The 21,585-nt window shown below is 50.1% G+C and carries 17 protein-coding genes; 11 read left to right on the top strand and 6 right to left on the bottom strand.

Annotation, left to right across the window (positions count from 1 at the left end):
• The first annotated feature begins 63 nt into the window (after positions 1-63).
• The 3 genes from ACJJJB_RS13850 (at position 64) to ACJJJB_RS13840 (ending at position 4,051) form a co-directional block, all read left to right on the top strand.
• On the top strand, positions 64-2,112 hold the full coding sequence (locus ACJJJB_RS13850) for a TonB-dependent receptor (RefSeq protein ID WP_445365058.1): 2,049 nt from the start codon (positions 64-66) through the stop codon (positions 2,110-2,112).
• Between the two features lie 226 nt (positions 2,113-2,338).
• Complete coding sequence (locus ACJJJB_RS13845) at positions 2,339-2,713, top strand: VOC family protein (protein ID WP_445365057.1); 375 nt, start codon at positions 2,339-2,341, stop codon at positions 2,711-2,713.
• Between the two features lie 1,152 nt (positions 2,714-3,865).
• Complete coding sequence (locus ACJJJB_RS13840) at positions 3,866-4,051, top strand: hypothetical protein (protein WP_020412669.1); 186 nt, start codon at positions 3,866-3,868, stop codon at positions 4,049-4,051.
• A gap of 177 nt (positions 4,052-4,228) precedes the next feature.
• Here the strand turns inward: ACJJJB_RS13840 and ACJJJB_RS13835 are convergent, their stop codons facing one another.
• On the bottom strand, positions 4,229-4,498 hold the full coding sequence (locus tag ACJJJB_RS13835; protein ID WP_020412670.1) for a YMGG-like glycine zipper-containing protein: 270 nt from the start codon (positions 4,496-4,498) through the stop codon (positions 4,229-4,231).
• A 151-nt stretch (positions 4,499-4,649) separates the two neighbouring features.
• Here ACJJJB_RS13835 and ACJJJB_RS13830 point away from each other — a divergent pair, with 151 nt between their 5' ends.
• The gene (locus tag ACJJJB_RS13830) at positions 4,650-4,871 is read left to right on the top strand and encodes a DUF3820 family protein (RefSeq protein ID WP_282952683.1); all 222 of its coding nucleotides are present in this window, start codon (positions 4,650-4,652) and stop codon (positions 4,869-4,871) included.
• Positions 4,872-5,373: 502 nt separating this feature from the next.
• Here ACJJJB_RS13830 and ACJJJB_RS13825 read toward each other — a convergent pair.
• The 5 genes from ACJJJB_RS13825 to gltA all read right to left on the bottom strand — a co-directional run bounded on the left by ACJJJB_RS13825 (position 5,374) and on the right by gltA (position 11,991).
• Positions 5,374-5,922: a Tll0287-like domain-containing protein gene (locus tag ACJJJB_RS13825; RefSeq protein WP_020412672.1), complete on the bottom strand. Its 549-nt coding sequence runs from the start codon at positions 5,920-5,922 to the stop codon at positions 5,374-5,376.
• 12 nt (positions 5,923-5,934) lie between these two features.
• A complete protein-coding gene (locus ACJJJB_RS13820; protein WP_020412673.1) occupies positions 5,935-7,287 on the bottom strand; it encodes a cytochrome c3 family protein in 1,353 nt (450 codons plus the stop codon).
• Complete coding sequence (locus ACJJJB_RS13815; RefSeq protein WP_026305007.1) at positions 7,288-9,318, bottom strand: FAD-dependent oxidoreductase; 2,031 nt, start codon at positions 9,316-9,318, stop codon at positions 7,288-7,290.
• A 538-nt stretch (positions 9,319-9,856) separates the two neighbouring features.
• Positions 9,857-10,393, bottom strand: a complete 537-nt coding sequence (locus ACJJJB_RS13810; RefSeq protein ID WP_282952687.1) for a hemerythrin domain-containing protein — start codon at positions 10,391-10,393, stop codon at positions 9,857-9,859.
• Between the two features lie 308 nt (positions 10,394-10,701).
• Entirely contained in the window at positions 10,702-11,991 is a 1,290-nt protein-coding gene (gene gltA, locus ACJJJB_RS13805; protein WP_020412675.1) for a citrate synthase, read from the bottom strand.
• Positions 11,992-12,428: 437 nt separating this feature from the next.
• Here gltA and sdhC point away from each other — a divergent pair, with 437 nt between their 5' ends.
• The 7 genes from sdhC (at position 12,429) to lpdA (ending at position 21,456) form a co-directional block, all read left to right on the top strand.
• Positions 12,429-12,803: a succinate dehydrogenase, cytochrome b556 subunit gene (sdhC, locus tag ACJJJB_RS13800; protein ID WP_020412676.1), complete on the top strand. Its 375-nt coding sequence runs from the start codon at positions 12,429-12,431 to the stop codon at positions 12,801-12,803.
• Complete coding sequence (sdhD, locus tag ACJJJB_RS13795; protein WP_026305008.1) at positions 12,797-13,165, top strand: succinate dehydrogenase, hydrophobic membrane anchor protein; 369 nt, start codon at positions 12,797-12,799, stop codon at positions 13,163-13,165. The genes sdhC and sdhD overlap by 7 nt, the downstream gene beginning before the upstream one ends.
• A gap of 3 nt (positions 13,166-13,168) precedes the next feature.
• Positions 13,169-14,941: a succinate dehydrogenase flavoprotein subunit gene (sdhA, locus tag ACJJJB_RS13790; RefSeq protein ID WP_282952689.1), complete on the top strand. Its 1,773-nt coding sequence runs from the start codon at positions 13,169-13,171 to the stop codon at positions 14,939-14,941.
• A gap of 19 nt (positions 14,942-14,960) precedes the next feature.
• Complete coding sequence (locus ACJJJB_RS13785) at positions 14,961-15,665, top strand: succinate dehydrogenase iron-sulfur subunit (protein ID WP_020412679.1); 705 nt, start codon at positions 14,961-14,963, stop codon at positions 15,663-15,665.
• 208 nt (positions 15,666-15,873) lie between these two features.
• Positions 15,874-18,708, top strand: a complete 2,835-nt coding sequence (locus ACJJJB_RS13780) for a 2-oxoglutarate dehydrogenase E1 component (RefSeq protein WP_020412680.1) — start codon at positions 15,874-15,876, stop codon at positions 18,706-18,708.
• Positions 18,709-18,754: 46 nt separating this feature from the next.
• Positions 18,755-19,948, top strand: a complete 1,194-nt coding sequence (gene odhB, locus ACJJJB_RS13775; protein WP_282952690.1) for a 2-oxoglutarate dehydrogenase complex dihydrolipoyllysine-residue succinyltransferase — start codon at positions 18,755-18,757, stop codon at positions 19,946-19,948.
• Between the two features lie 65 nt (positions 19,949-20,013).
• Positions 20,014-21,456: a dihydrolipoyl dehydrogenase gene (lpdA, locus tag ACJJJB_RS13770; protein ID WP_353376065.1), complete on the top strand. Its 1,443-nt coding sequence runs from the start codon at positions 20,014-20,016 to the stop codon at positions 21,454-21,456.
• The last annotated feature ends 129 nt before the right edge of the window (positions 21,457-21,585 follow it).

The raw sequence follows: 21,585 nt of genomic DNA, 5'->3' as shown, positions 1-21,585 counted from the left end.
ATTGGAATATCAAGTTTAATCCTAACCATAACCAATAGCGCGACAGCCAACATGAACTCAGTCATGGACGAAGTAGTAGTTACGGCAATGAAGAAAACGACGGCGATTAGTATTCAAGATGTTCCTACAGCTGTCACCGCATTTGACAATGTTCAACTAGAAAATAGGCATGTAACTTCTTTGGGTGACTTGGGATACAGTGTGCCGAATGTATCCCTTGATGATATTGGTACTTTTCCTGGATATGCAAATTTCTCCATACGTGGACTTGGTATCAATAGCTCTATACCTTCTATTGATCCAACAGTTGGTGTTTTTGTCGATGGTATGTATCTAGGCATTAGTGGTGGTGTGCTTTTTGACAACTTTGATCTACAGAGCATAGAAATATTGCGTGGCCCTCAGGGACTTTTGTTCGGTAGAAACGTTACTGGCGGTGCAATTCTATTAAATACAACAGTCCCAGGTGATGAATTACAAGCTAATGGGCGTTTTGCTCTTGAAAGTGGAACAAAAAAGATCACTAGTGGAGTGCTGTCTGGACCGGTAATCAACGATCTTTTAAATGCTAAGATTGCCGCCTATTACTCCGACGATTCTGGGTGGTTTGAAAACACACACACCGGTGACCGGCATGGTCGCTCTGAGACCAAAATTATTCGTCATGCATTAAATGCTTACCCTCTGGATGGACTACAAATGATCCTAAAGTTGGAGTTGGGTCAAATGGAGGGAGATGGTCCTGCCAACCAAAACAGGGACATTGCGGCATTGGGCGAATTCGACATTCAAATTGATGAGCCCGGGTATTCCGATGTTGATTGGAAAAGCGCAGTATCGGAGAGCAATATCAATATTGCACTTGGAGATGGTGTTCTCACCAACGTTTTTGCCTGGCGTCAGTACGAAGCCGGTACCTTATCGGATATTGATTCTTCTCCAATTATAGGTGCTCATGCTGAAACATGGACTGACCAGGAGCAATTCAGTAATGAGCTGCGTTACTCGGGTACTTTTAACTTAGTAGATGTGACCGCGGGTATCTATTACTTTACTCAGAATATTGACTATATCGAAGACCGGTTGGTGAATACTGGAGCGTTACGTTTAACTGGTGGTGGGGATCAGACCTATAAAACTTTAGGCTTTTTTGCTTCAACAGATTGGCACTTATCCGAAAATTGGCTATTAAATGCAGGTATTCGCTTTACCCACGAAGAAAAAGAAGCGGCCCTTGCAGATCTTGTGCCTAGTGGGTGCAGCCTCATGAGACAAATTTGTAATGTGACGTTCAATGACAATGAAGAGTGGAAAGCCTATACTCCAAAATTTGGGTTTCAATGGGTACCAGATGATGATACTCAGGTTTACGCTTTTTGGACTCGCGGATTTCGCAGTGGTGGCTACAATTTCCGTAATAACGATACCACAATTCCTGGCCCATTCGATCCAGAAAAACAGGATGCCTATGAGGTTGGTGTCAAAAAAGATTTCTCAAATACCACACGAGTTAATTTATCGGCTTTCTATAACGAGATTCACGATCTTCAGAGGGAAATTTCCTTTATAGGACAGGATAATGTTACTTTTCAAACAATAACTAATGCTGCGGATGCACAGATATTGGGTGTTGAGTTAGAAAGTCAAGTATACCTATCGAACAAAATTTCATTTACTGGTCATATCGGATATATGGATGATAAATATACACATATATTTTATGATCTTAATGAAGATGGGGAAATTAATAGTTTTGATAAGAAGCTGAGCCTGCCGCGTTTAGCTCCTTGGAGTTATGGTGCCTCGGTAATCTATTCCCAAGATATTGGCTCTATTGGCATTTTCAGTGGCAGTGTTGCTTTCAATCACCGGGACAGACAATTCTATGACGATAACAATCGCGGTGTGCTGAGCGCGGCAGATATGCTCGAAGTGAACCTTTCGATAGAACCAGCTGATGGTGGCTGGAAGTTTTCGCTTTATGGCCGTAATCTTCTTAATGAAGTAACGGAAGGCCTTAATACCAGTATGCCAATTTATAGCCAGGAATCGACATTTACAATTTTAAATAAGGGACGAATTTTCGGCACGGAGTTTGTTGTTAATATTTAGAGTTGTAATTTTCCAATGCTCGAATTTTTGACTGTGCAATGTAAGCAGCGACCTTAGTGTTTAAAATATATTGATTTTGGTTGATTGTACGCTATTAAAATTTATTTATTTATTTTCTATAGATATCAGCATCCAGCGATAAAACTATTCTTGCTGCTGATTTTTAGGCCTTGTATAATTAATTTGGTACAGGATTTTTTAACCTGCTTTAGGGAAGTGAAGTTATATGATTAAAGTATCCCCCAAACCTAATCTTCAACTTATCTACGTGTCTGATATTGAACGTTCAACGGGCTTTTACAAAATGCTTTTCAATTCAGATCCGATATTTTCCAGTCCTCGTTATGTGGCATTTGCAGCGGATGGCGAAGCATTATTTGCCCTTTGGACAGGGGGAGCAGAGCCAAATGCTGATATCCCTCGTTTCTCTGAGATTGGTATTATGTTGCCTTCTAGTGAAGATGTAGATTCTCTTTATGAGAATTGGCGAGAGAATACCGAAATCAAGTTTGCGAAAGAACCTTACAATGAGGTCTTTGGCCGTACTTTTCTTGTTGAAGATCCAGATGGCCATATAATTCGAGTATGTCCTGTAGATTAAGTACTAGATAATATTCTGTGACGAGTTTTGTGTTTTCTTCGTCTAATTGAAGTTCTCACAAGGTGCTTGGTTTTTAGCGATTTCATGTGTATTTAATCAAGTTGCACTGCAGTTGGAGTAATTGATTGTCCATTGCAGTGCATTTGTAAAATATGATTGGCTGCGTGGGTAGAAACTCCAACCTCCTAGCCAGAAGGATTCTCGTAGGCAAATAATTCCCTTGTGAATACTGGAATTGTCGATTGATAAAAATCAATTTCCGAATAAGATCAAGATCACAAGTTTAGAGAAAGTGGTTGTGAGATGTGAAGTAGGAAAATGACTATTTGAATGCAATTGATTACCGTTAAGCTGATTGATATTAGAGGCAATATTGCGGTTCTTAAGTTAGACTACTCATTTTTTTGAGAGTTTTTCTGGGTAGTATGGGACCCATACCGAATACCCGGAGTCTAGTTAATTTTATTCGTAACACCACTAAGCAAGTTTTTATTAACGTTATCCTCAAACAATTATCCAAAATTAAAATCTTAATCCATATTGATAAGGTTGATGAATCTACATATATAGGGCGTTATAGTTTATTAGGTCTTTCCAGTAAAAATTCTCGGCTATTACCAAGGCATAGAGAGAATTACATTAATGCACCGGTATTTAAATTTTACACTTAAGAAAGAAGTTGAAAACAGGTATTTTGGTAAAAATTAATATTCAAAATGTCAGTTGATTTTACGGTGGGCTCTATTCATTAAATCGTAAAGCTTCTGACTGCCAATTAGAGTCTTTACTATTGATGCTTCAGTTGATAGGTGGAGTCAAGGTTAACCTCTCTGCCAGCTTCGCTCATAAGCCTCTCATTCAAGAGATTTAACTAGCTTTAGAATATTAAGATTAAGTAGGCTTTGTATGTTTATGGGGCTCTTAGCTTTAAAGAAAGAATAGAAGTTGACTGTTCGGTCAATTGATTCTTAGTCATATGATAAAAGCTTGTATATGCTTGCCAAGATTAACGATGAATAGTTATAGTACGTCTCATTTTAGCGTGGCCTAGGCTCCGCTCCGGAAGCATACATTTGCTAGTTTTTTAACTGGAGTTCAGTTTTTATTATTCCAAATGATAGTTAGAATTCAAAATATGATGTGTGAAAATATATGGGAGATGTAATCCCTTTTAAAAAGAAAACTGCCTGGCAGAAACACAAGGGGAAAACCCTGTGTAGAGAGGGTTTCCATAAATGGAAGGTGATCACCGAGCGTAAGTTTGATGTTAAACAGGGAAAGCTGGTCACTGAGTATCGTTGTGAGCGCTGTGGAAAAAATAAGACCCGGTTACTCTAAGGATGTTTCCCACCGGTAATTTCTGTCCAGGTTGAATCAATGTGATTAGACAGCTCCTTTAATGGTTGGGGAAGCGTCTTTTCTTAACATTAAGGGTGGGGGCGGCTTTAAGCTGCACCCACCCGTAGACCATTATCTACTGACTGTCTGTTCCTGTCCTGGATCGATAGCAGTAAATTAGTAGCGATAGTAGCGACCGCGATAACGATAGTAGTCTCTACGTTTGCGCTCCCTGTCGTAGAGATAGCCGGCTCCAGCCCCAATAACTGCCCCTGCAGCGGTACCGCCTGGACGTCCGCCGCTAATCAGGGCGCCGGTAACGGCCCCAATGCCAACCCCGGTGCCTATTCGGCGGTCGGTATCACTCATATTGGCACAGCCTTGGCCTCCCAGGCTAGCGCTGAGCACAGCTGCCAGGCTGAGATATTTAATAGCTTTAATACGCATAGGCACCTCTGTTAGTAATTGCCTGAGGTATAGGAACGGCGGATTAGGCCGAACAATTTCGGAGCCAGTGTAAGGTGGGCAGAAAGCAGCAACAAATTTCCAGGGCGAGAGCTTGCTATAGCACAAAAGTGAAGTTTTGTCGGATTTTGATATGTTTGAAAAACAGTACCTAATAGAGGTAGCGCGGACGCCGATGCCTTTTGGCAAATATACGGGGCGAGCGCTTATTGATCTTCCTGAAGAGTATTTGCTCTGGTTCTCCCAAAAAGGATTTCCCGAGGGTAGACTGGGGCAACTGATGGCGTTGACTTTGGAAATCAAAGTTGAAGGGTTGCAGGGGCTTATCACCCCATTAAAGCAAAGTAACACTTGAAAAGCTTTTATAAGTTTTTCCTATTTGTCCAAATTCTTAAGTGCAATATGTATCTTCTTTGATATCCCTCTTTGGGTGACTAATATATTAATGCCTAGGTGTGCTTCGCGGAGCGAAGTGAAACAATAAGCGGTCCGTAATGGAGACTGGACTTACCCGGAAATAGGCCCACAGCGGGTGACCACTGGTCTGAATGATTTCAGCGAGGTTGCAGCGGGAGTAGAGCCAGTCAATTGAAAGAGGGAGCGGTCGAAATGATTTCGGCCGCTAATTAATTGTAAGCAGCTCAAATTTAAGTTGCTGATCTCGGTCCGCGAAAGCGCTCAATTCGCCCAACTCTTATGAGTTAGGTGCTTAGTTTTCCTAAAAAATTTGATTGGTTGGAGATTGTGCGAAAAATCAGAAATAAAGTAGGGCTTGACGGGCCCAAGTACTGATGCGTTGAGCATAGGAAGGCGTAGGGGCCCAATGAAGGCCCCTTTAAAATTGTGCTATTTTTAAGTCAGAGCGGGATACGGATAACTACACCACCCATAGTTTCTCCCAGTTCAAAGTTGTCTCGTGGACTGTCCACATGGTCATTGTGGCAGCTGACGCAAGCGGGGGATACGCCGACATCAGCATAGACTGCAGTAAAGTATTCTGTGTCGCCCAGTTTTTCACGGCCGTAAAAATTCTTACCTGGGTTATCGATTACATACTGTAGCCCTTCTTTTTCCATATCGGTGCGCGGTTTATTCTGCTTGTTAACAGGCCAAAGGGATAGCAGGGCATAGTTAAAACCAGAGTCTTTTTCTGCAACACGCTCGGCTCCCATACGCATCATTTGCGCGGGTAGCGGCAGTAATTTTTTATCCTGCCAGTGTTCGTCAGCGTCCAGAATTTTCTCTTCATTCTGCAAACGGTTAACTACCTTGTTGGTGTAGTTTGCTCGATCCGCCTCAATCACGGCAAAGATGGCATCCGCCATTCGCTCGGGCGCAACTCCCTGATTTTTTTCGCAGCCAGTGAGCAGTGCCAGTCCGGCGATAAAACAAGCGGCAATACGCATAGTGTTCCCCTCCTATTGGGATTGTGTTTGCTTATTTTTGCTGTTGGAAATCTTCGCAATACGGTCACGAATCAAGTCAAATGTCTCGTGTTTATCCGCAGGTTTATACTTGAAATTCTGAGAGATCAATTTTTTGTCTGCCATTGCTGCCAAGGAAAACTCAGCCCCATGGCAATTTAGGCAAACCGGTAACATTTTTTCGTTGGGGCGGAGATTATGGTTCTGGTTGTGATTCACCACGATTTGTTCACTATGGGCTTCCCGTGGGAGATGGCAGCTTGCACAGCTGGCACCCTGCTCGGGGTTAGACTCCCACGCATTAAAATGGGGGGACTCTTTATAGGCCAGGCTGTGCTCATCACTATGACAACTGAGGCATGCCTCTACTGCAGCATATTGCAGGTCTACTTCGTGAGGGCCGTGACAGCTGATACAGTTTAACTCACCTGATGCATTACTCTGCATAGGAGTCCTGGCCAGTTGAGGAGACATGGCGCCGACCTGTTCAGCAAAATTTTCGGGCAGTTTGGAAGAGAGGCGCATGCCATGTTTGCCTTGGGTGAAAGACTCTTTCTGCTCGCTGTGACAGCTGGCACACTGCTCAAGAATTTCCACACTGTTAAATTGCATTTTCCCGTCAGCGTGGCAGCTGGTGCAATTCACGTCTGCCTGAGCGTGAGCGCTTTGCGCCCAAGCAGCTGCAATTTCTGTACTCCTACTTTCAACTTTCAGGTCAGCATGAGTCAATTGCAGCGGTTCTTTGTTCGGGTTTTTCCGCAACCAGGCAGCCATTGCGGTGCGTGCTGGCAGTTTTGCCTCATCAAGAAGGTCGGGTTGCCCAACATGGGCAATCAGGAAGTCCTCATAGAGAGTGCCATTGTCATGATAATTATGGCAGCCGGCACTGGCACAGGTTTCGAAGCCCATACCCTGGTGACTACTGCGTTCCTCGGCAATATCGCTATGGCAGTGGAAGCAAAAATCCCCGGCTAGGGTTACACCCATTTCACGAGTAATTTCCTGCTTGTGTTCTGTGTGACAACTAATGCACTGACGCGCATCAAGAGTCTCTAGTAATTGAGCATTTCTGGGATCGAGAAACTTCTTCCGCGGATGGGAGTCGTCGGCGAGCTCCAGTTCTTCCGCATGGCAATTCAGGCAGGACTTCTGGATTGCATCTTGTCCAGCAAAACCATCTGCGTGACAGGAAGTACATGCGAGTTCTATTTGATGGTGCCCATGGGTAGGCTCACCGGTTACGAATAATGACTTATCGGCTACGGTTAGGTTGTACGCAGCCAATGAACCAACAGTGAGCGTCAGCAACAGGCCGTAATGCCAGAATTTAAATTGATAAGATTTCATTTAGAAGTAATAAACAGCGAGAATATGATAAGCAAGGAGTACCGGCAGCGCCCAGAGCAGGGCGTAGTGAATGCGAGACCACCACTTGCGGTGTTCGCGCAGCCTGAGATCCGTCCAGTGATGATTGCGAGCCATAAAGACACCGACCAGTGAGCCGGTTGCAGTTACCCCCAAAAACACCAACATCAGGACCAGATTGAGATTTTTCCCAAGGCGAAACCCTGTATGCACTGCAAGTGTTGCAAGGGCGACAACGCCAATCAAACTGTGTGCGTAACGCCAATGGTCCATATGCCCGAGAGTTATTTTTTTCCAGCGCTTGCGTACACTGAGAGCGGCAGTAAATATACACAGCACTAATATGCTGTAACCGGTAACCTGCTTCCAGAAATTGTCATACCACAATTTGTCCCAGAGTTGTCCCGATTGTACGGTGTCTGAGACTGGGGGGGAGGGCATCAAAAATGCCAGCGCTATGAGGAGTAATGATATGAGCGAGGTAATTAGTATACCTTTGGCATGGCGCATCACCAGGTTGGGAACAGGAGCATCCAATAACTCTGCCATCAGAGGGCGACAACTGCCGCATACAGAACCCGCGGTGGTGGCCTGCTGTAACTCGTTGAGAGTGCGCTTGCCATCAGAAATGGCTTTGCAAAGTTCCCCTTTACTGACTGAATTACATTGGCACACCAGATAGCCATCAGGAAAATCCTTGATGCTATTGGTTTTTTTCTTGCCAAATAGACGCCCCTCACTTTCGAAGTCACTGAAGGCGCGTTGACTAATTTTTTCTTCCTGGGCCACGGCTTGGCGCAGACTACTGGCCTCATCCCAGCTACCAATATAGACGGCGCCGAGGATAAGCCCATCCCTGACAAACAGGCGCCGGTAAATTCCCTTGAAGCGGTTGCGGTAGATGTAGCTCTGTACATCATCCCCTTGCTTGAGATTGTCCGAGGCGACATCCCCAATAATTGCACAGGGAATATGGGCAATTTTAAGCTGGATATCGGTGTAACTTCCGGAGTAGGGGCGCTCTAGCACCTCACCGCCATGATTGCGGCGAATATGTGAGCAGCAACTCTCAGCTTGTTCATAACCGGGGCGCACCAGCTGATAAACCTTACGGTCATGCTCAGCACACTCTCCAATTGCGTAAATGTCGGGATCGGAGGTTTGCATCCACTCGTTAACAACAATTCCCCGCTCGGTTTCCAGACCGCTTTGTTGGGCGAGTGTGACCTCAGGCTGGATACCCGTACATAGAACTATGGCATCTACGTTCAGGTACTCACCATCAGAAAACTGCAGAATGTTTTTTTCTTCGTGCTGCTCAATCGCCTTAAGGGCATCGCCGACTTTAAGTTCAACGCCGAGTGCTGACAAGGAGGACTTCAGAAACTCCTCTCCCTCTTCACCAAGCAGGCCACTGAGTAATTTACCGCGTGATTGTAGGGTGACGGAATTTTTTGGGGTCTTTAGTGCGGTTGCGGCTTCAAGCCCGAGCGCACCGGCGCCGATAACGCAAATGTCCGCGTGGCGCTCACGTAGGGCAATCAGGTCATTCGTGTTACGCAGACTGCGAAATGGATAAACACTGGGTAGGTTCGCTCCGGGGATTTGAGGAATGGTCGGATTGGAGCCTGTAGCAAGGATCAGCTTGGTATAGGGTTGTATATTGCCCTCGGCATCGGTGACCGTTTTGTTTGCGCGATCAATCGCCACAATTTTCCGGTCGATATATTCGGCAAGCCTGTGATCAGTCTTTCCGAGGATTGGGTTGTCGAGCTCCTCCCGATCCACATGGCGAGAGAGATATTGTGAGAGCTTTACTCGGTTATAAGGTGATTCTATTTCTGCTCCATAAATAACAATTTGAGCTTCGTCACAGAATTCCAGGAGTTTTTGTGCGCAGCGGACCCCGACGGGCCCGGTACCCACAATCACATAAATCGGATAGCTGCTATCACTGGTGTGGGTGCTATCTGGCGTATATTGTCGAGCAGCTGAACTTTCTAGTTCAGTCATATTTCCCCCAAGTACTCCGGCTTTTACTACTGGCCTTTTTGTCATTCTTGTTTTTAAGCCACAAAGCTATCAGAACTTCTTAGACCAATATCCCATCGCGGAAATTTTTTTTAAATTCTAATTCCCCTATGGTTAAACAAAATTAAATAAACGTCTAGTGTTGAATAAGAATGACGATAGAGAATAGGAAGTTAAGGGAGGTCTGGATGGAAAGTTTTATTAAGTTATTGTAATTGCGCACTTTTTTGGGGCTTGCCCAAATTGCAAATAAGTAGAGCAGGTGCTTGTTCGATGAATTTTGACAAATTGCTTTAGTGGGGGGAGCCTGTAAGAAACTATTTTCTAGTGAGTCTTTGATTAAGTGGAGATGCAGTGGTGCTTTATTTTTTGAGGGTTGGGAAATTGCGCCCCGTCCTTGTGGGCCGCAGTGAAATTCCCGTGGATTTTTATTCAATAAGTTGTTGCTTACTCAGCGGCTTGCGCCCAATTCCTGTAGAGCTGAAGTAACAGTATATTCCACTGATTGGAGAAGCTTTTGTCAGGAGGGTTGGTAAAGAACGTAGAGTTCTTTTTCTTCCAATGCAGTACGGCGAGTAAGTGCTTCGCCAATCTTTTGGTAGTCCATCTTAAAATCGCGAACCATCTCTGGAGTAAATGCCTCGTGGTTGTAGCGCTTACAGAATTGCACCACAGCATTGGCAATTTCGTTCATGTCAGTACGAAAGTCTTTAACTACCTGCAGCGTGTGGGCATCGCCGGCCAGTGCTTGTTCCAGATAGACATAGAAACGCACGTTTTCCTTGATCAGGTGCGCTTGAAAGCCAGACTTAAACTGGGTTAATAGTTGCGATAGCTGGCGGTAGTTCTGTTTTTCAAAACCCTCAGACCACATACGCTGAAAAATTCCGATCAGGTGGCGGTGATCGTCTTCCAGGGCTTTAATTAATGTTGGGTCATAAGAGATTGTGCGGGCGCCCTTGGAGCCGGCATAGGTACTGCGGGTGTATTTTTCTTCCAGGTCGGCAGACTCTTCCGACTTGCTACTTCGGAACATACCGGAGATAAAGCTAAGCATATGCTGTGCCCTTAATTAGTATTGTGGTTTTGTGTTTGTACGAGTAAGGAGTTCCGCGGATGGAAAGTAACTGCCGAGTGGGAACACAGTGTTATTTCGCTATGGCCGGGGAGCGGCGGATTTTACATTGGATGACAGCTTATTTACTGCCAAATAGGGAAGGGGATTTGAGCAAAATTTAAAAAATGAGGTGCGCGTCACATTTTTTGCGTGAAACCACTATTGCGCTATTAAAATTGTGTTGAATATTTATTTGTTCAAGACGCATAAAAAAGCCCGGTGATACCGGGCTTTTTTTGGGGAGCTAATTAGCGCTGTTCCAGGGGGACATAGTCGCGCTGAGTGTAGCCAGTGTAGAGCTGGCGCGGGCGGCCAATCTTGTACGGGTTGGAAATCATTTCATTCCAGTGGGCGATCCAGCCTGCGGTGCGGCCAGTGGCAAAGATTACGGTGAACATATCGGTGGGAATACCGATCGCTTTCATAATAATGCCAGAGTAGAAGTCTACGTTCGGGTAGAGCTTTTTCTCCACGAAGTAATCGTCCTCAAGGGCGATTTTCTCCAGCTTTTTGGCGATCTTCAGCAGCGGATCATTCTCTGCACCCATAGCACCCAGAACTTCATCACAGATGCCTTGCATTACGCGGGAGCGCGGATCGAAATTCTTGTAAACGCGGTGGCCAAAGCCCATCAGGCGGAAGGGGTCGTTCTTGTCTTTGGCGCGTTTAACAAACTCATCGATGCGGCTCTCATCACCGATTTCCTGCAGCATGTTCAGTACAGCTTCGTTGGCTCCACCGTGTGCAGGTCCCCACAGGGCGGCAATACCGGAAGAGATGCATGCGAACGGGTTGGCGCCGGAGGAGCCGGCCAGGCGCACTGTAGAGGTGGAGGCATTCTGCTCGTGGTCTGCGTGCAGCAGGAAGATGATATCCATCGCCTTGGCGACAACCGGATCGACCTTACTGGTTTCGCAAGGGTTGCCAAACATCATGTGCAGGAAGTTTTCGGAGTAGCTGCGGCTGTTATCCGGGTACATGAAGGGCATGCCTTGGGAGTGCTTGTAGCACATGGCAGCCAGGGTTGGCATTTTTGCGATCAGGCGGTGTGCGGAAATTTCACGGTGCTGTGGATTGTTGATATCCAGGGAGTCGTGATAGAAGGAGGCGAGGGCGCCTACTACGCCACACATCATGGCCATTGGGTGGGCGTCGTAACGGAAGCCTTTAAAGAAGCTAACCAGGGACTCATGTACCATAGTGTGAGACATGATGGTGTCTACGTACTTCTTTTTCTGCTCGGCATCTGGCAGTTCGCCGTTCATTAACAGATAGCAGGTTTCCAGGTAGTCGGATTTTTCTGCCAGTTGTTCGATGGGGTAGCCGCGGTGCAGCAGTTGGCCCTTGCCGCCATCGATAAAGGTAATCTTGGATTCACACGAGGCAGTGGATACGAAGCCCGGGTCATAGGTGAATAAGCCTTTGCCGGTCAGGTTACCGACATCGACAACATCTGGGCCGAGGGTGCCGGATCGTACGGGCATCTCTATCGCGCCGTCGATACCATCGACTGTGAGTTGCGCTTTTTTATCGGACATTGCGGACTCCTAAAACTGTTCTTATGGCGGCCTTTTCCTAGGATTTTCGGGTGCTGGCAGCCTTTTGAGCGGGCCAAACTTAAGTGCCGGGCCTCAAATTGTCAAACCAAAAGGAGTGGACGGTCAGTCTGCGGGCAACAGGATATCTGGCGACAGGGCGGGCCTGTAGAGCTTTTGCCTGGAGTGAGGCGTGAAAATCTGCGGAAATCCCGCGGCGCCAAATGACAGGTCATGAAGACCGCCAAAGCCGGCAGTTTCCCAGGCGTTCGTTGTGTTTTGACTATTGAATGCCTATAATCCGCGCGGCTTGCGCCATGGTACGGCTACTTTGTACAAGGCTTCAACAGGTCGAGTGCAAAGTGATCAGCAAGCAGCTCGTCCCTCCATTGAAAAGCTAACGGGCGCCCGGTCGTTCAGGGCAACAAGGTGTTTTTCCTGTGAACAAAAACAGACCTGTCAATTTAGACATTTCCACTATAAAGCTTCCCGCTGCCGCTTTGGTTTCCATTTTGCATCGAATTTCTGGCGTTGTGCTCTTCGCCGTTGTAGCGCTTCTGCTCTGCATGCTCGATGCCAGTCTGGAATCAGAGCAAGGCTTCGCCGATGTCGCGGCAGCATTTAATAGTATTCCAGCCAAGCTCATCCTATGGGCCTCTCTGGCAGCTCTTATATACCATCTGGTGGCGGGTGTGCGTCACCTGTTTATGGATATGGGTATGGGTGAGAGCCTTGAGGGCGGCCGTCGCAGTGCTATTACGGTGCTGGTGGTGAGTGTAATCCTTATTCTTTTAGTGGGAGTATGGTTGTGGTAAGAACAGTAACTAGCTTCGGCCGTAGCGGCACTTTCGACTGGCTCTACCAGCGAGTTACCGCAGTGATACTGCTCGCGTATGTCCTCTTTATAGTGGGCTTTATCTTTTTCACTAAAGACTTTGGCTACCAAGCCTGGTCTGAGCTGTTCGCCCAGCGCTGGATGCGCGTATTCAGCTTGGTTGCTCTGCTTTCCACCATTATTCACGCCTGGATTGGCCTCTGGTCCGTGGTTACCGATTACATCACCAATCGGATGATGGGCGGTAAAGCCACTGTTCTGCGCTTGTTCGTAGAAGTGGTTCTGGCTGCGGTTGCCGTGTTGTACACGGTGTGGGGCATTGAAATTCTTTGGGGTGTATAAACAATGGCGAATATGCGTACTATTTCTTTTGATGGGATTGTAATTGGCGGTGGTGGTGCTGGTATGCGCGCTGCCCTGCAGATGGCCCAGTCAGGTTACAAGACTGCGGTAATTACCAAAGTATTCCCAACCCGTTCTCACACAGTGTCCGCCCAGGGCGGTATTACCTGTGCGATCGCCAGCTCCGACCCCAATGACGATTGGCGCTGGCACATGTACGATACCGTTAAGGGTTCCGACTATATCGGTGACCAGGAAGCGATCGAATATATGTGTTCCGTAGGTCCGGAAGCCGTGTTCGAACTGGAGCACATGGGCCTGCCGTTCTCCCGTACTGAAGAAGGCCGTATTTACCAGCGTCCTTTTGGTGGCCAGTCCAAAGACTTCGGCCGTGGTGGTCAGGCTGCCCGTACCTGTGCCGCTGCTGACCGCACCGGCCACGCGTTGCTGCACACTCTGTACCAGAACAACGTAAAACATAAAACCGAATTTCTGAATGAATGGTTTGCCATTGACCTGGTGAAAAACCAGGATGGTGCCGTTGTTGGTGTTATCGCCATGTGCATCGAAGATGGCGAAGTGGTATTTATCAAGTCCAAGGCGACCGTATTCGCTACCGGTGGTGCCGGTCGTATCTTCGCTTCCACCACCAATGCACACATCAATACCGGTGACGGTGTCGGTATGGCCCTGCGTGCCGGTATGCCGGTTCAGGACATCGAGATGTGGCAGTTCCACCCAACTGGCATTTATGGTGCCGGTGTTCTGGTGACCGAAGGCTGTCGCGGTGAGGGTGGTTACCTGATCAACAAAGACGGCGAGCGTTTTATGGAGCGCTACGCCCCCAATGCGAAAGACCTCGCGTCTCGCGACGTTGTAGCCCGCTCCATGGTGCTGGAGATCCTCGACGGTCGCGGTTGTGGCCCGGAAGGCGATCACGTATTCCTGAAGCTTGATCACCTGGGTGAAGAGCTGCTCAACAGCCGTCTGCCCGGTATCTGTGAGCTATCTAAGACCTTTGCACATGTCGACCCGGTTAAGGCGCCGATCCCGGTAGTGCCGACCTGTCACTATATGATGGGCGGTATTCCCACCAACGTTCACGGTCAGGCCCTGACCCAGGACGCTGCCGGCAACGACCAGATCATTGACGGCTTCTATGCCTGTGGCGAGGTTGCTTGTGTATCCGTGCACGGCGCTAACCGTCTGGGTGGCAACTCCCTGCTGGACCTGGTGGTATTCGGACGGGCTTCCGGCCTGTTTATCGAGAAGGCCCTGCGCGAAGGTATCGAGCACCGCGAAGCTTCCGAGTCCGATATCGAAGCCGCTATGGCTCGTCTGAACCGTCTGGAAACCAACGAAACCGGCGAGAAAGCTGCCGACCTGCGCAAAGAGCTGCAGGGTGTGATGCAGAATCACTTCGGCGTATTCCGTCGCGGCGACTACATGGCAGAAGGTGTGAAGAAGCTGGCTGATCTGCGTGGGCGTATTGAAAATGTGCGCCTGGACGACAGAAGCCGCGCGTTTAATACTGCCCGTGTTGAAGCCCTGGAGCTGCAGAACCTGTTGGAAGTTGCTGAGGCTACTGCAATTGCCGCGGAGACCCGCACTGAGAGCCGCGGTGCCCATGCCCGCGAAGACTTCCAGGAGCGCGACGATGAAAACTGGCTGTGTCATTCCATGTATTTCCCGGCTGAGAAACGTGTCGGCAAGCGTGCGGTAAACTTCGCACCGAACACCATGGAAGCCTTTGAACCGAAAGCTCGGACCTACTGATTCGGGAGCGGAATAGAGTATGTTGAAAGTAAGCATTTACCGTTACAACCCGGAAGCCGATAAAGCGCCGTATATGCAGGACTATGAGCTGGACACCAAGGGCAAGGACCTGATGGTGTTGGATGTTCTGGAGCTGCTGAAGGCCGAGGATCCGACCCTGTCGTTCCGCCGCTCCTGTCGCGAGGGTGTGTGTGGCTCCGACGGTATGAATATTTCAGGCCGCAATGGCCTGGCGTGCACTACGCCACTGTCTGAAGCTGCCCCTAAAGGTAAGCTGGTCCTGCGTCCGCTGCCCGGCTTGCCGGTAATCCGCGACCTGGTCGTGGATATGGAGCAGTTCTACGAGCAGTACAAAAAGATCGAGCCGTACCTGCAAAATGACACTCCGGCTCCGGCGATTGAGCGCCTGCAATCTCCAGAAGATCGCGAAAAGCTCGATGGCCTGTACGAGTGTATCCTGTGTGCCTGCTGTTCCACTGCCTGTCCGTCTTTCTGGTGGAATCCGGATAAGTTTATAGGCCCGGCCGGCTTACTGCAGGCTTACCGCTTCCTGGCGGACAGTCGCGATCTGGCCACTGACGAGCGCTTGTCAAACCTGGACGATCCTTTCAGCGTATTCCGCTGCCACGGTATCCAGAACTGTGTGAATGTGTGTCCAAAGGGATTGAACCCAACGCGCGCCATTGGCCATATTCGCAATATGCTGCTGACGCGTGCGGTATAGGGGAATCCGGGTCATTAATCGACCCGTTAGGGGCCACTTGTAGTGGGTCCGGTGCCAGGTAAGGCGCTTATCTAATGATAAAGCCGGTGAGAACCGGCAACTAATTGAAAAGGGGAGGTGGCTTTATGCGCCTCCCCTTTTGTGAGTGAAAGGAAAGCGCAGTGGCTTAGGCAAATAAGAGCCCACTGCAATCGAGGTAGGCATCAAAATGCACGAAAGTACCATGGAGCAGCTGTGGCGTAGCTCCCATATCTCCGGGGGCAATGCCGCCTACGTGGAGGAGCTTTACGAGACCTATCTGCACGACCCCAACGGTGTACCGGAGGAGTGGCGCAATTACTTCGACAGCCTCCCCCGCGTTGGCGGTAGCAGCGACGTTTCCCACGCCGCAGTGCGCCAGCACTTCGAACTGCTCAGCAAGCATCGCGCCCGCCCTGTGGCGGCACCAGGCTCCGGTTCCGGCTCTATTAATCTTGAGCACGAGCGCAAGCAGATCAAGGTTCTGCAGCTGATCGATTCCTACCGCCATCGCGGCCATAAGAAAGCTACCCTGGACCCGCTCGGCCTGATGGCCCGCGAACAGGTGCCCGACCTGCAGTTGAGCTACCACGGCCTGACTGAAGGTGATTTCGATACGACCTTCAATACCGGTAGCCTGTTCCTTGGCAAAGAAGAGGCGACCCTGCGTGAAATCGTAGAGGGCTTGGAGCGGACTTATTGTGGCAATCTGGGTGCGGAGATCATGCATCTCTCCAATCTGGAAGAGCAGCAGTGGTTCCAGCAGCGCCTGGAGCGCAGCCAGTCCAAGGCCAACTTTGGCACCGATATCCAAATTGAAATTCTACAGCGTCTCTCTGCCGCAGAAGGCCTGGAGCGTCACCTGGATTCCAAATACCCAGGCACCAAACGCTTTGGTGTGGAGGGCGGTGAGAGCCTGATCCCGATGATGGATGCGCTGATCCGCCGCTCCGGCACTTACGGGGTGAAGGAAATTGTGATCGGCATGGCCCACCGCGGCCGCCTGAATACCCTGGTGAATATCCTCGGCAAGAACCCTGCGGATCTGTTCCAGGAGTTCGAAGGTAAGAAAACCCTCGATACCTCTGGTGATGTGAAATATCACCAGGGTTTCTCCTCCAACGTAATGACCCCCGGTGGTGAAGTTCACCTGGCCCTTGCCTTTAACCCATCGCATCTGGAAATCAGTGCGCCTGTAGTGGTTGGCTCTGTGCGCGCCCGTCAGGACCGCCGCAAAGATGCTGCTGGTGAGAAGGTAATGCCGATCAATATCCATGGCGACGCGGCTTTTGCCGGCCAGGGTGTTGTGCAGGAAACCCTGCAGATGTCCCAGACCCGCGGTTACTACACCGGTGGTACTGTGCACATCGTACTGAACAACCAGGTGGGCTTCACCACCAGCAAGCGCGAAGATGCCCGCTCCACTGAGTACTCCACCGATCCCGCCAAAATGATCGATGCACCGGTGCTGCACGTGAATGGCGACGATCCGGAAATGGTCGTATTGGCGGCTCTGCTGGCTGTCGATTACCGTTACGAATTCAAGAAAGACATCGTCATCGATCTGGTCTGCTATCGCCGTCGCGGTCACAACGAGACCGACGACCCATCCGGCACCCAGCCGCTGATGTACCAGACCATCCGCAAGCACAAAACCACTCGCACTCTCTACTCCGAGAAGTTGGTGGAAGAGGGCATCCTGGACAAGGTTGCAGCGGACAAGCTGGCGAACGACTACCGCGATAAGCTGGATGCGGGTGAAGATGTGGCCACTGGTCTGGTTAAGCAGCCGGACTCGTCCATGTTTGTAGACTGGAGTCCCTACCTGGGCCACGACTGGCAGGTGCCTGCAGACACCGGTTTCGCAATGCCGAAACTTCAGGACGTCGCCAATCGTATGACCACGGTGCCCGATGGCATTGTGATGCAGCGTCAGGTTTCCAAGATTTATGATGATCGCCGCAAGATGGCCGGTGGCGCCCTGCCGCTTAATTGGGGTATGGCGGAAACCCTGGCCTACGGCACCCTTCTGGAAGAGGGTTTTATGGTCCGCTTTACCGGTGAGGACGTGGGCCGCGGAACCTTCTCCCACCGCCATGCGGTAATTCACAGCCAGAAAGACGGCCAGAGCTATGTGCCTTTGCAGCATATGTTCGAGGACCAGCCGCCTTTCTACATGTACGATTCCCTGCTGTCTGAGGAAGCGGTACTGGCATTCGAATACGGCTATGCCACTACCACGCCAAAATCCCTGGTGGTGTGGGAGGCTCAGTTCGGTGACTTCGCCAACGGCGCCCAGGTCGTGATCGACCAGTTCATTACTTCCGGTGAGCACAAATGGGGTCGTATGTGCGGCCTGGTATTGATGTTGCCACACGGGTATGAAGGCCAGGGTCCGGAGCACTCCTCCGCGCGCCTCGAGCGCTTTATGCAGCTGTGTGCCGAGCACAATATCCAGGTGTGTAACGCCACTACCCCGGCACAAATCTTCCACTTGCTGCGTCGCCAGGCGGTGCGCCCGATGCGCCGCCCGCTGGTGATTATGAGCCCTAAATGGATTCTGCGTCACAAGCTCGCTACTTCCAGCTTGGAAGAACTGGCTGAAGGTCGTTTCCAAAATGTGATTCAAGACCAGGGGGTGGACCCGGCAAAGGTTAAACGTCTGATCCTGTGTTCCGGCAAGGTGTACTACCACCTGCTGGAAGCGCGCATGGAGCGCGAACAGGAAGATGTGGCGTTCGTACGTATCGAGCAGCTGTACCCCTTCCCGGACGAGGAGTTCGTGGATGCGGTATCCGCATTTAAGAACATTAAGAGTGTTGCCTGGTGTCAGGAAGAGCCCATGAACCAGGGCGCCTGGTACCACAGTCAGCATCACTTGCGTCGCCTGCTGGCGGAAACGCATCCGAAGCTGGACCTGGAATACGTGGGCCGCGCCCCGTCGGCGGCACCTGCGGCGGGCTATATGTCCACCCATTTAGAAGAACAGAATAAGTTCATCAACGAGGCGCTGACCGTCAAGTAACGGGCGGCAGTATTTTAAGCAGAGACAATCTCAGGAAACAGGAAAAATGACGATCGAGATTAAAGCGCCAACTTTCCCGGAATCCGTTCAGGACGGTACTGTCGCCACCTGGCATAAAAAACCCGGTGAAGCCGTGTCCCGCGATGAACTGATCGTGGATATTGAGACCGACAAAGTGGTACTGGAAGTGGTTGCGCCGGCAGACGGCGCTCTCTCCGAGATCATTAAGGACGAGGGCGACACGGTTCTCTCCAATGAAGTGATCGCCAAGTTTGAGCCGGGTGCCGGCGCCGCTGCCGCTCCGGCGGAAGCAAAGGCCGAAGCACCTGCTGCTGAATCTGCAGCACCCGCTGCCGGTGAGAAAATCGCCATGCCGTCCGCCAAGAAAATGGCGGCCGAAAAAGGCGTTGATCTGGCTGGTGTGGAAGGCACTGGTAAAGGTGGCCGTGTTCTCAAAGAAGATGTCATGAAAGCGGGTACTGCACCTGCAGCTGCTGCCCCCGTCGCCGCTGCCGAAGTGGCTGTGACCCCGGGTGAGCGCGTAGAGAAGCGTGTTCCTATGACCCGCATGCGCAAGCGTATTGCCGAGCGCCTGCTGGATGCATCCCAGTCCACCGCCATGCTCACCACCTTTAACGAGGTGAATATGAAGCCGGTCATGGACCTGCGTAAGAACTACAAAGACCTGTTCGAGAAGACCCACAACGGTACTCGCCTGGGCTTTATGGGCTTCTTCGTAAAAGCTGCGGTGGAGGCTCTGAAGCGCTACCCGGCGGTGAACGCGTCTATCGATGGCAACGATATCGTTTACCACGGTTACCAGGATATCGGTGTAGCGGTTTCCTCGCCGAAAGGCCTGGTTGTGCCGATTCTGCGTAACGCCGAAAATATGGGCCTGGCGGATATGGAAAACAATATCCGCGATCTGGGCGTTCGCGCCCGCGATGGCAAGCTGTCTATTGAAGAGATGACCGGCGGCACCTTCACCATCACCAACGGTGGTGTATTCGGTTCCCTGCTGTCTACTCCGATCCTGAACCCGCCGCAAACTGCAATCCTGGGTATGCACAAGATCCAGGAGCGCCCAATGGCGGTAGATGGCAAGGTGGAAATCCTGCCGATGATGTACCTGGCGCTGTCCTATGACCACCGTCTGATCGATGGTAAAGAAGCGGTTGGCTTCCTGGTAGCGATCAAGGAAATGATCGAAGATCCAGCGCGTATCTTGCTCGAAGTTTAAAAAATAAGTTCTGGGGCCTATGGGGCCCCTCGATCACACTGCATTAGAAATATCTGGAACTGATCATGTCGGAAAAATTTGACGTAATCGTAATCGGCTCTGGTCCTGGTGGTTATGTCGCTGCCATCCGTGCCGCTCAGCTGGGCCTGAAGACTGCTTGTATTGAAAAGTGGAAAAACAAGGAAGGCAAATACGTAAACGGCGGTACCTGCCTGAACGTAGGTTGTATTCCCTCCAAGGCACTGCTGGACAGCTCCTGGAAGTACCACGAGGCCAAAGACGCTCTCGACGTGCACGGCATTGAAGTCGGCAAGGTCAAGATGGATGTGAGCAAGATGATCGAGCGCAAGGGCGAGATCGTTAAGAAGCTGACTGGCGGCGTAGCGGGCCTGTTCACCGCCAATAAAGTGACCTCCATTTTCGGTACCGGCAAATTGCTGGCGAACAAGAAAGTGGAAGTTACCGACGACGAAGGCAACAGCACTATCTACGAAGCCGAAAATGTCATTCTGGCTTCCGGTTCTGTACCGGTAAATATTCCGCCTGCTCCGGTAGACAATAAAATTATTGTCGACTCCACCGGCGCTCTGGAATTCTCTGAAACGCCCAAGCGTTTGGGCGTTATCGGTGCCGGCGTTATCGGTCTGGAGCTCGGTTCAGTATGGAACCGCCTGGGCTCTGAAGTGGTTGTTCTGGAAGCGATGGATAAGTTCCTGGCGATCATGGACCAACAGGTTGCCAAAGAATCCCAGAAGATCTTCAAAAAGCAGGGCCTGGATATCCGCCTCGCTTGCCGCGTAACCGGCTCCGAAGTGAAGGGCGAGGAAGTGGTTGTTACTTACCAGGATAAAGATGGTAAAGAGCACCAGGAAACTTTCGACAAGCTGATTGTTTGCGTTGGCCGTCGTCCTTACACCGAAGGCCTGTTATCTGAAGATGCCGGCGTGAAGATGGATGAGCGTGGATTCATCTATGTCAACGACCTGTGCATGACTTCTGCACCGGGCGTATGGGCGATCGGTGACGTGGTACGCGGTCCGATGCTGGCGCACAAGGCTTCTGAAGAAGGTGTTGTAGTCGCTGAGCGCATCGCCGGTCAGAAGCCAATGATGAACTACGACGTGATCCCCAATGTTATTTACACTCACCCGGAAATCGCTGCGGTCGGTCGTACCGAAGAGCAGGTGAAGGCTGATGGCGAGCCCTACAACGTAGGCAGCTTCCCGTTTGCGATCAACGGTCGTGCCATGGCCGCCAACGATACCCAGGGCTTTGTGAAAATCATTGCGCATGCGGAAACTGACCGTGTACTGGGTGCCCACATCGTTGGCCCATCTGCTGCCGATCTGGTTCAGCAAGTGGCGATCGCGATGGAATTCGGCTCCAGCGCCGAAGACATCGGTATGACCGTATTCGCACACCCGACTCTGTCCGAGACCGTGAAGGAAGCGGCATTGGGCGTAAACGGCCATGCGATTCATACCGTAAATCGCAAGAAGCGTAAGTAAGAAGTTTTTTCGATGTCGGGGTACTAATTATTCATTAATTAGCTGCCCCGGTTTCATTTGCGAAGTTCAAAATTTGCAACGACGGAAATTTTGAGTTTTGTCTTTCAGGTGCAGAGAGATCTGCAATTA

The sequence above is a fragment of the Microbulbifer variabilis genome (assembly GCF_052468405.1).
The sequence above is the reverse complement of the archived record's forward strand: the minus strand, read 5'-3'. Positions and strand labels throughout refer to the sequence as shown.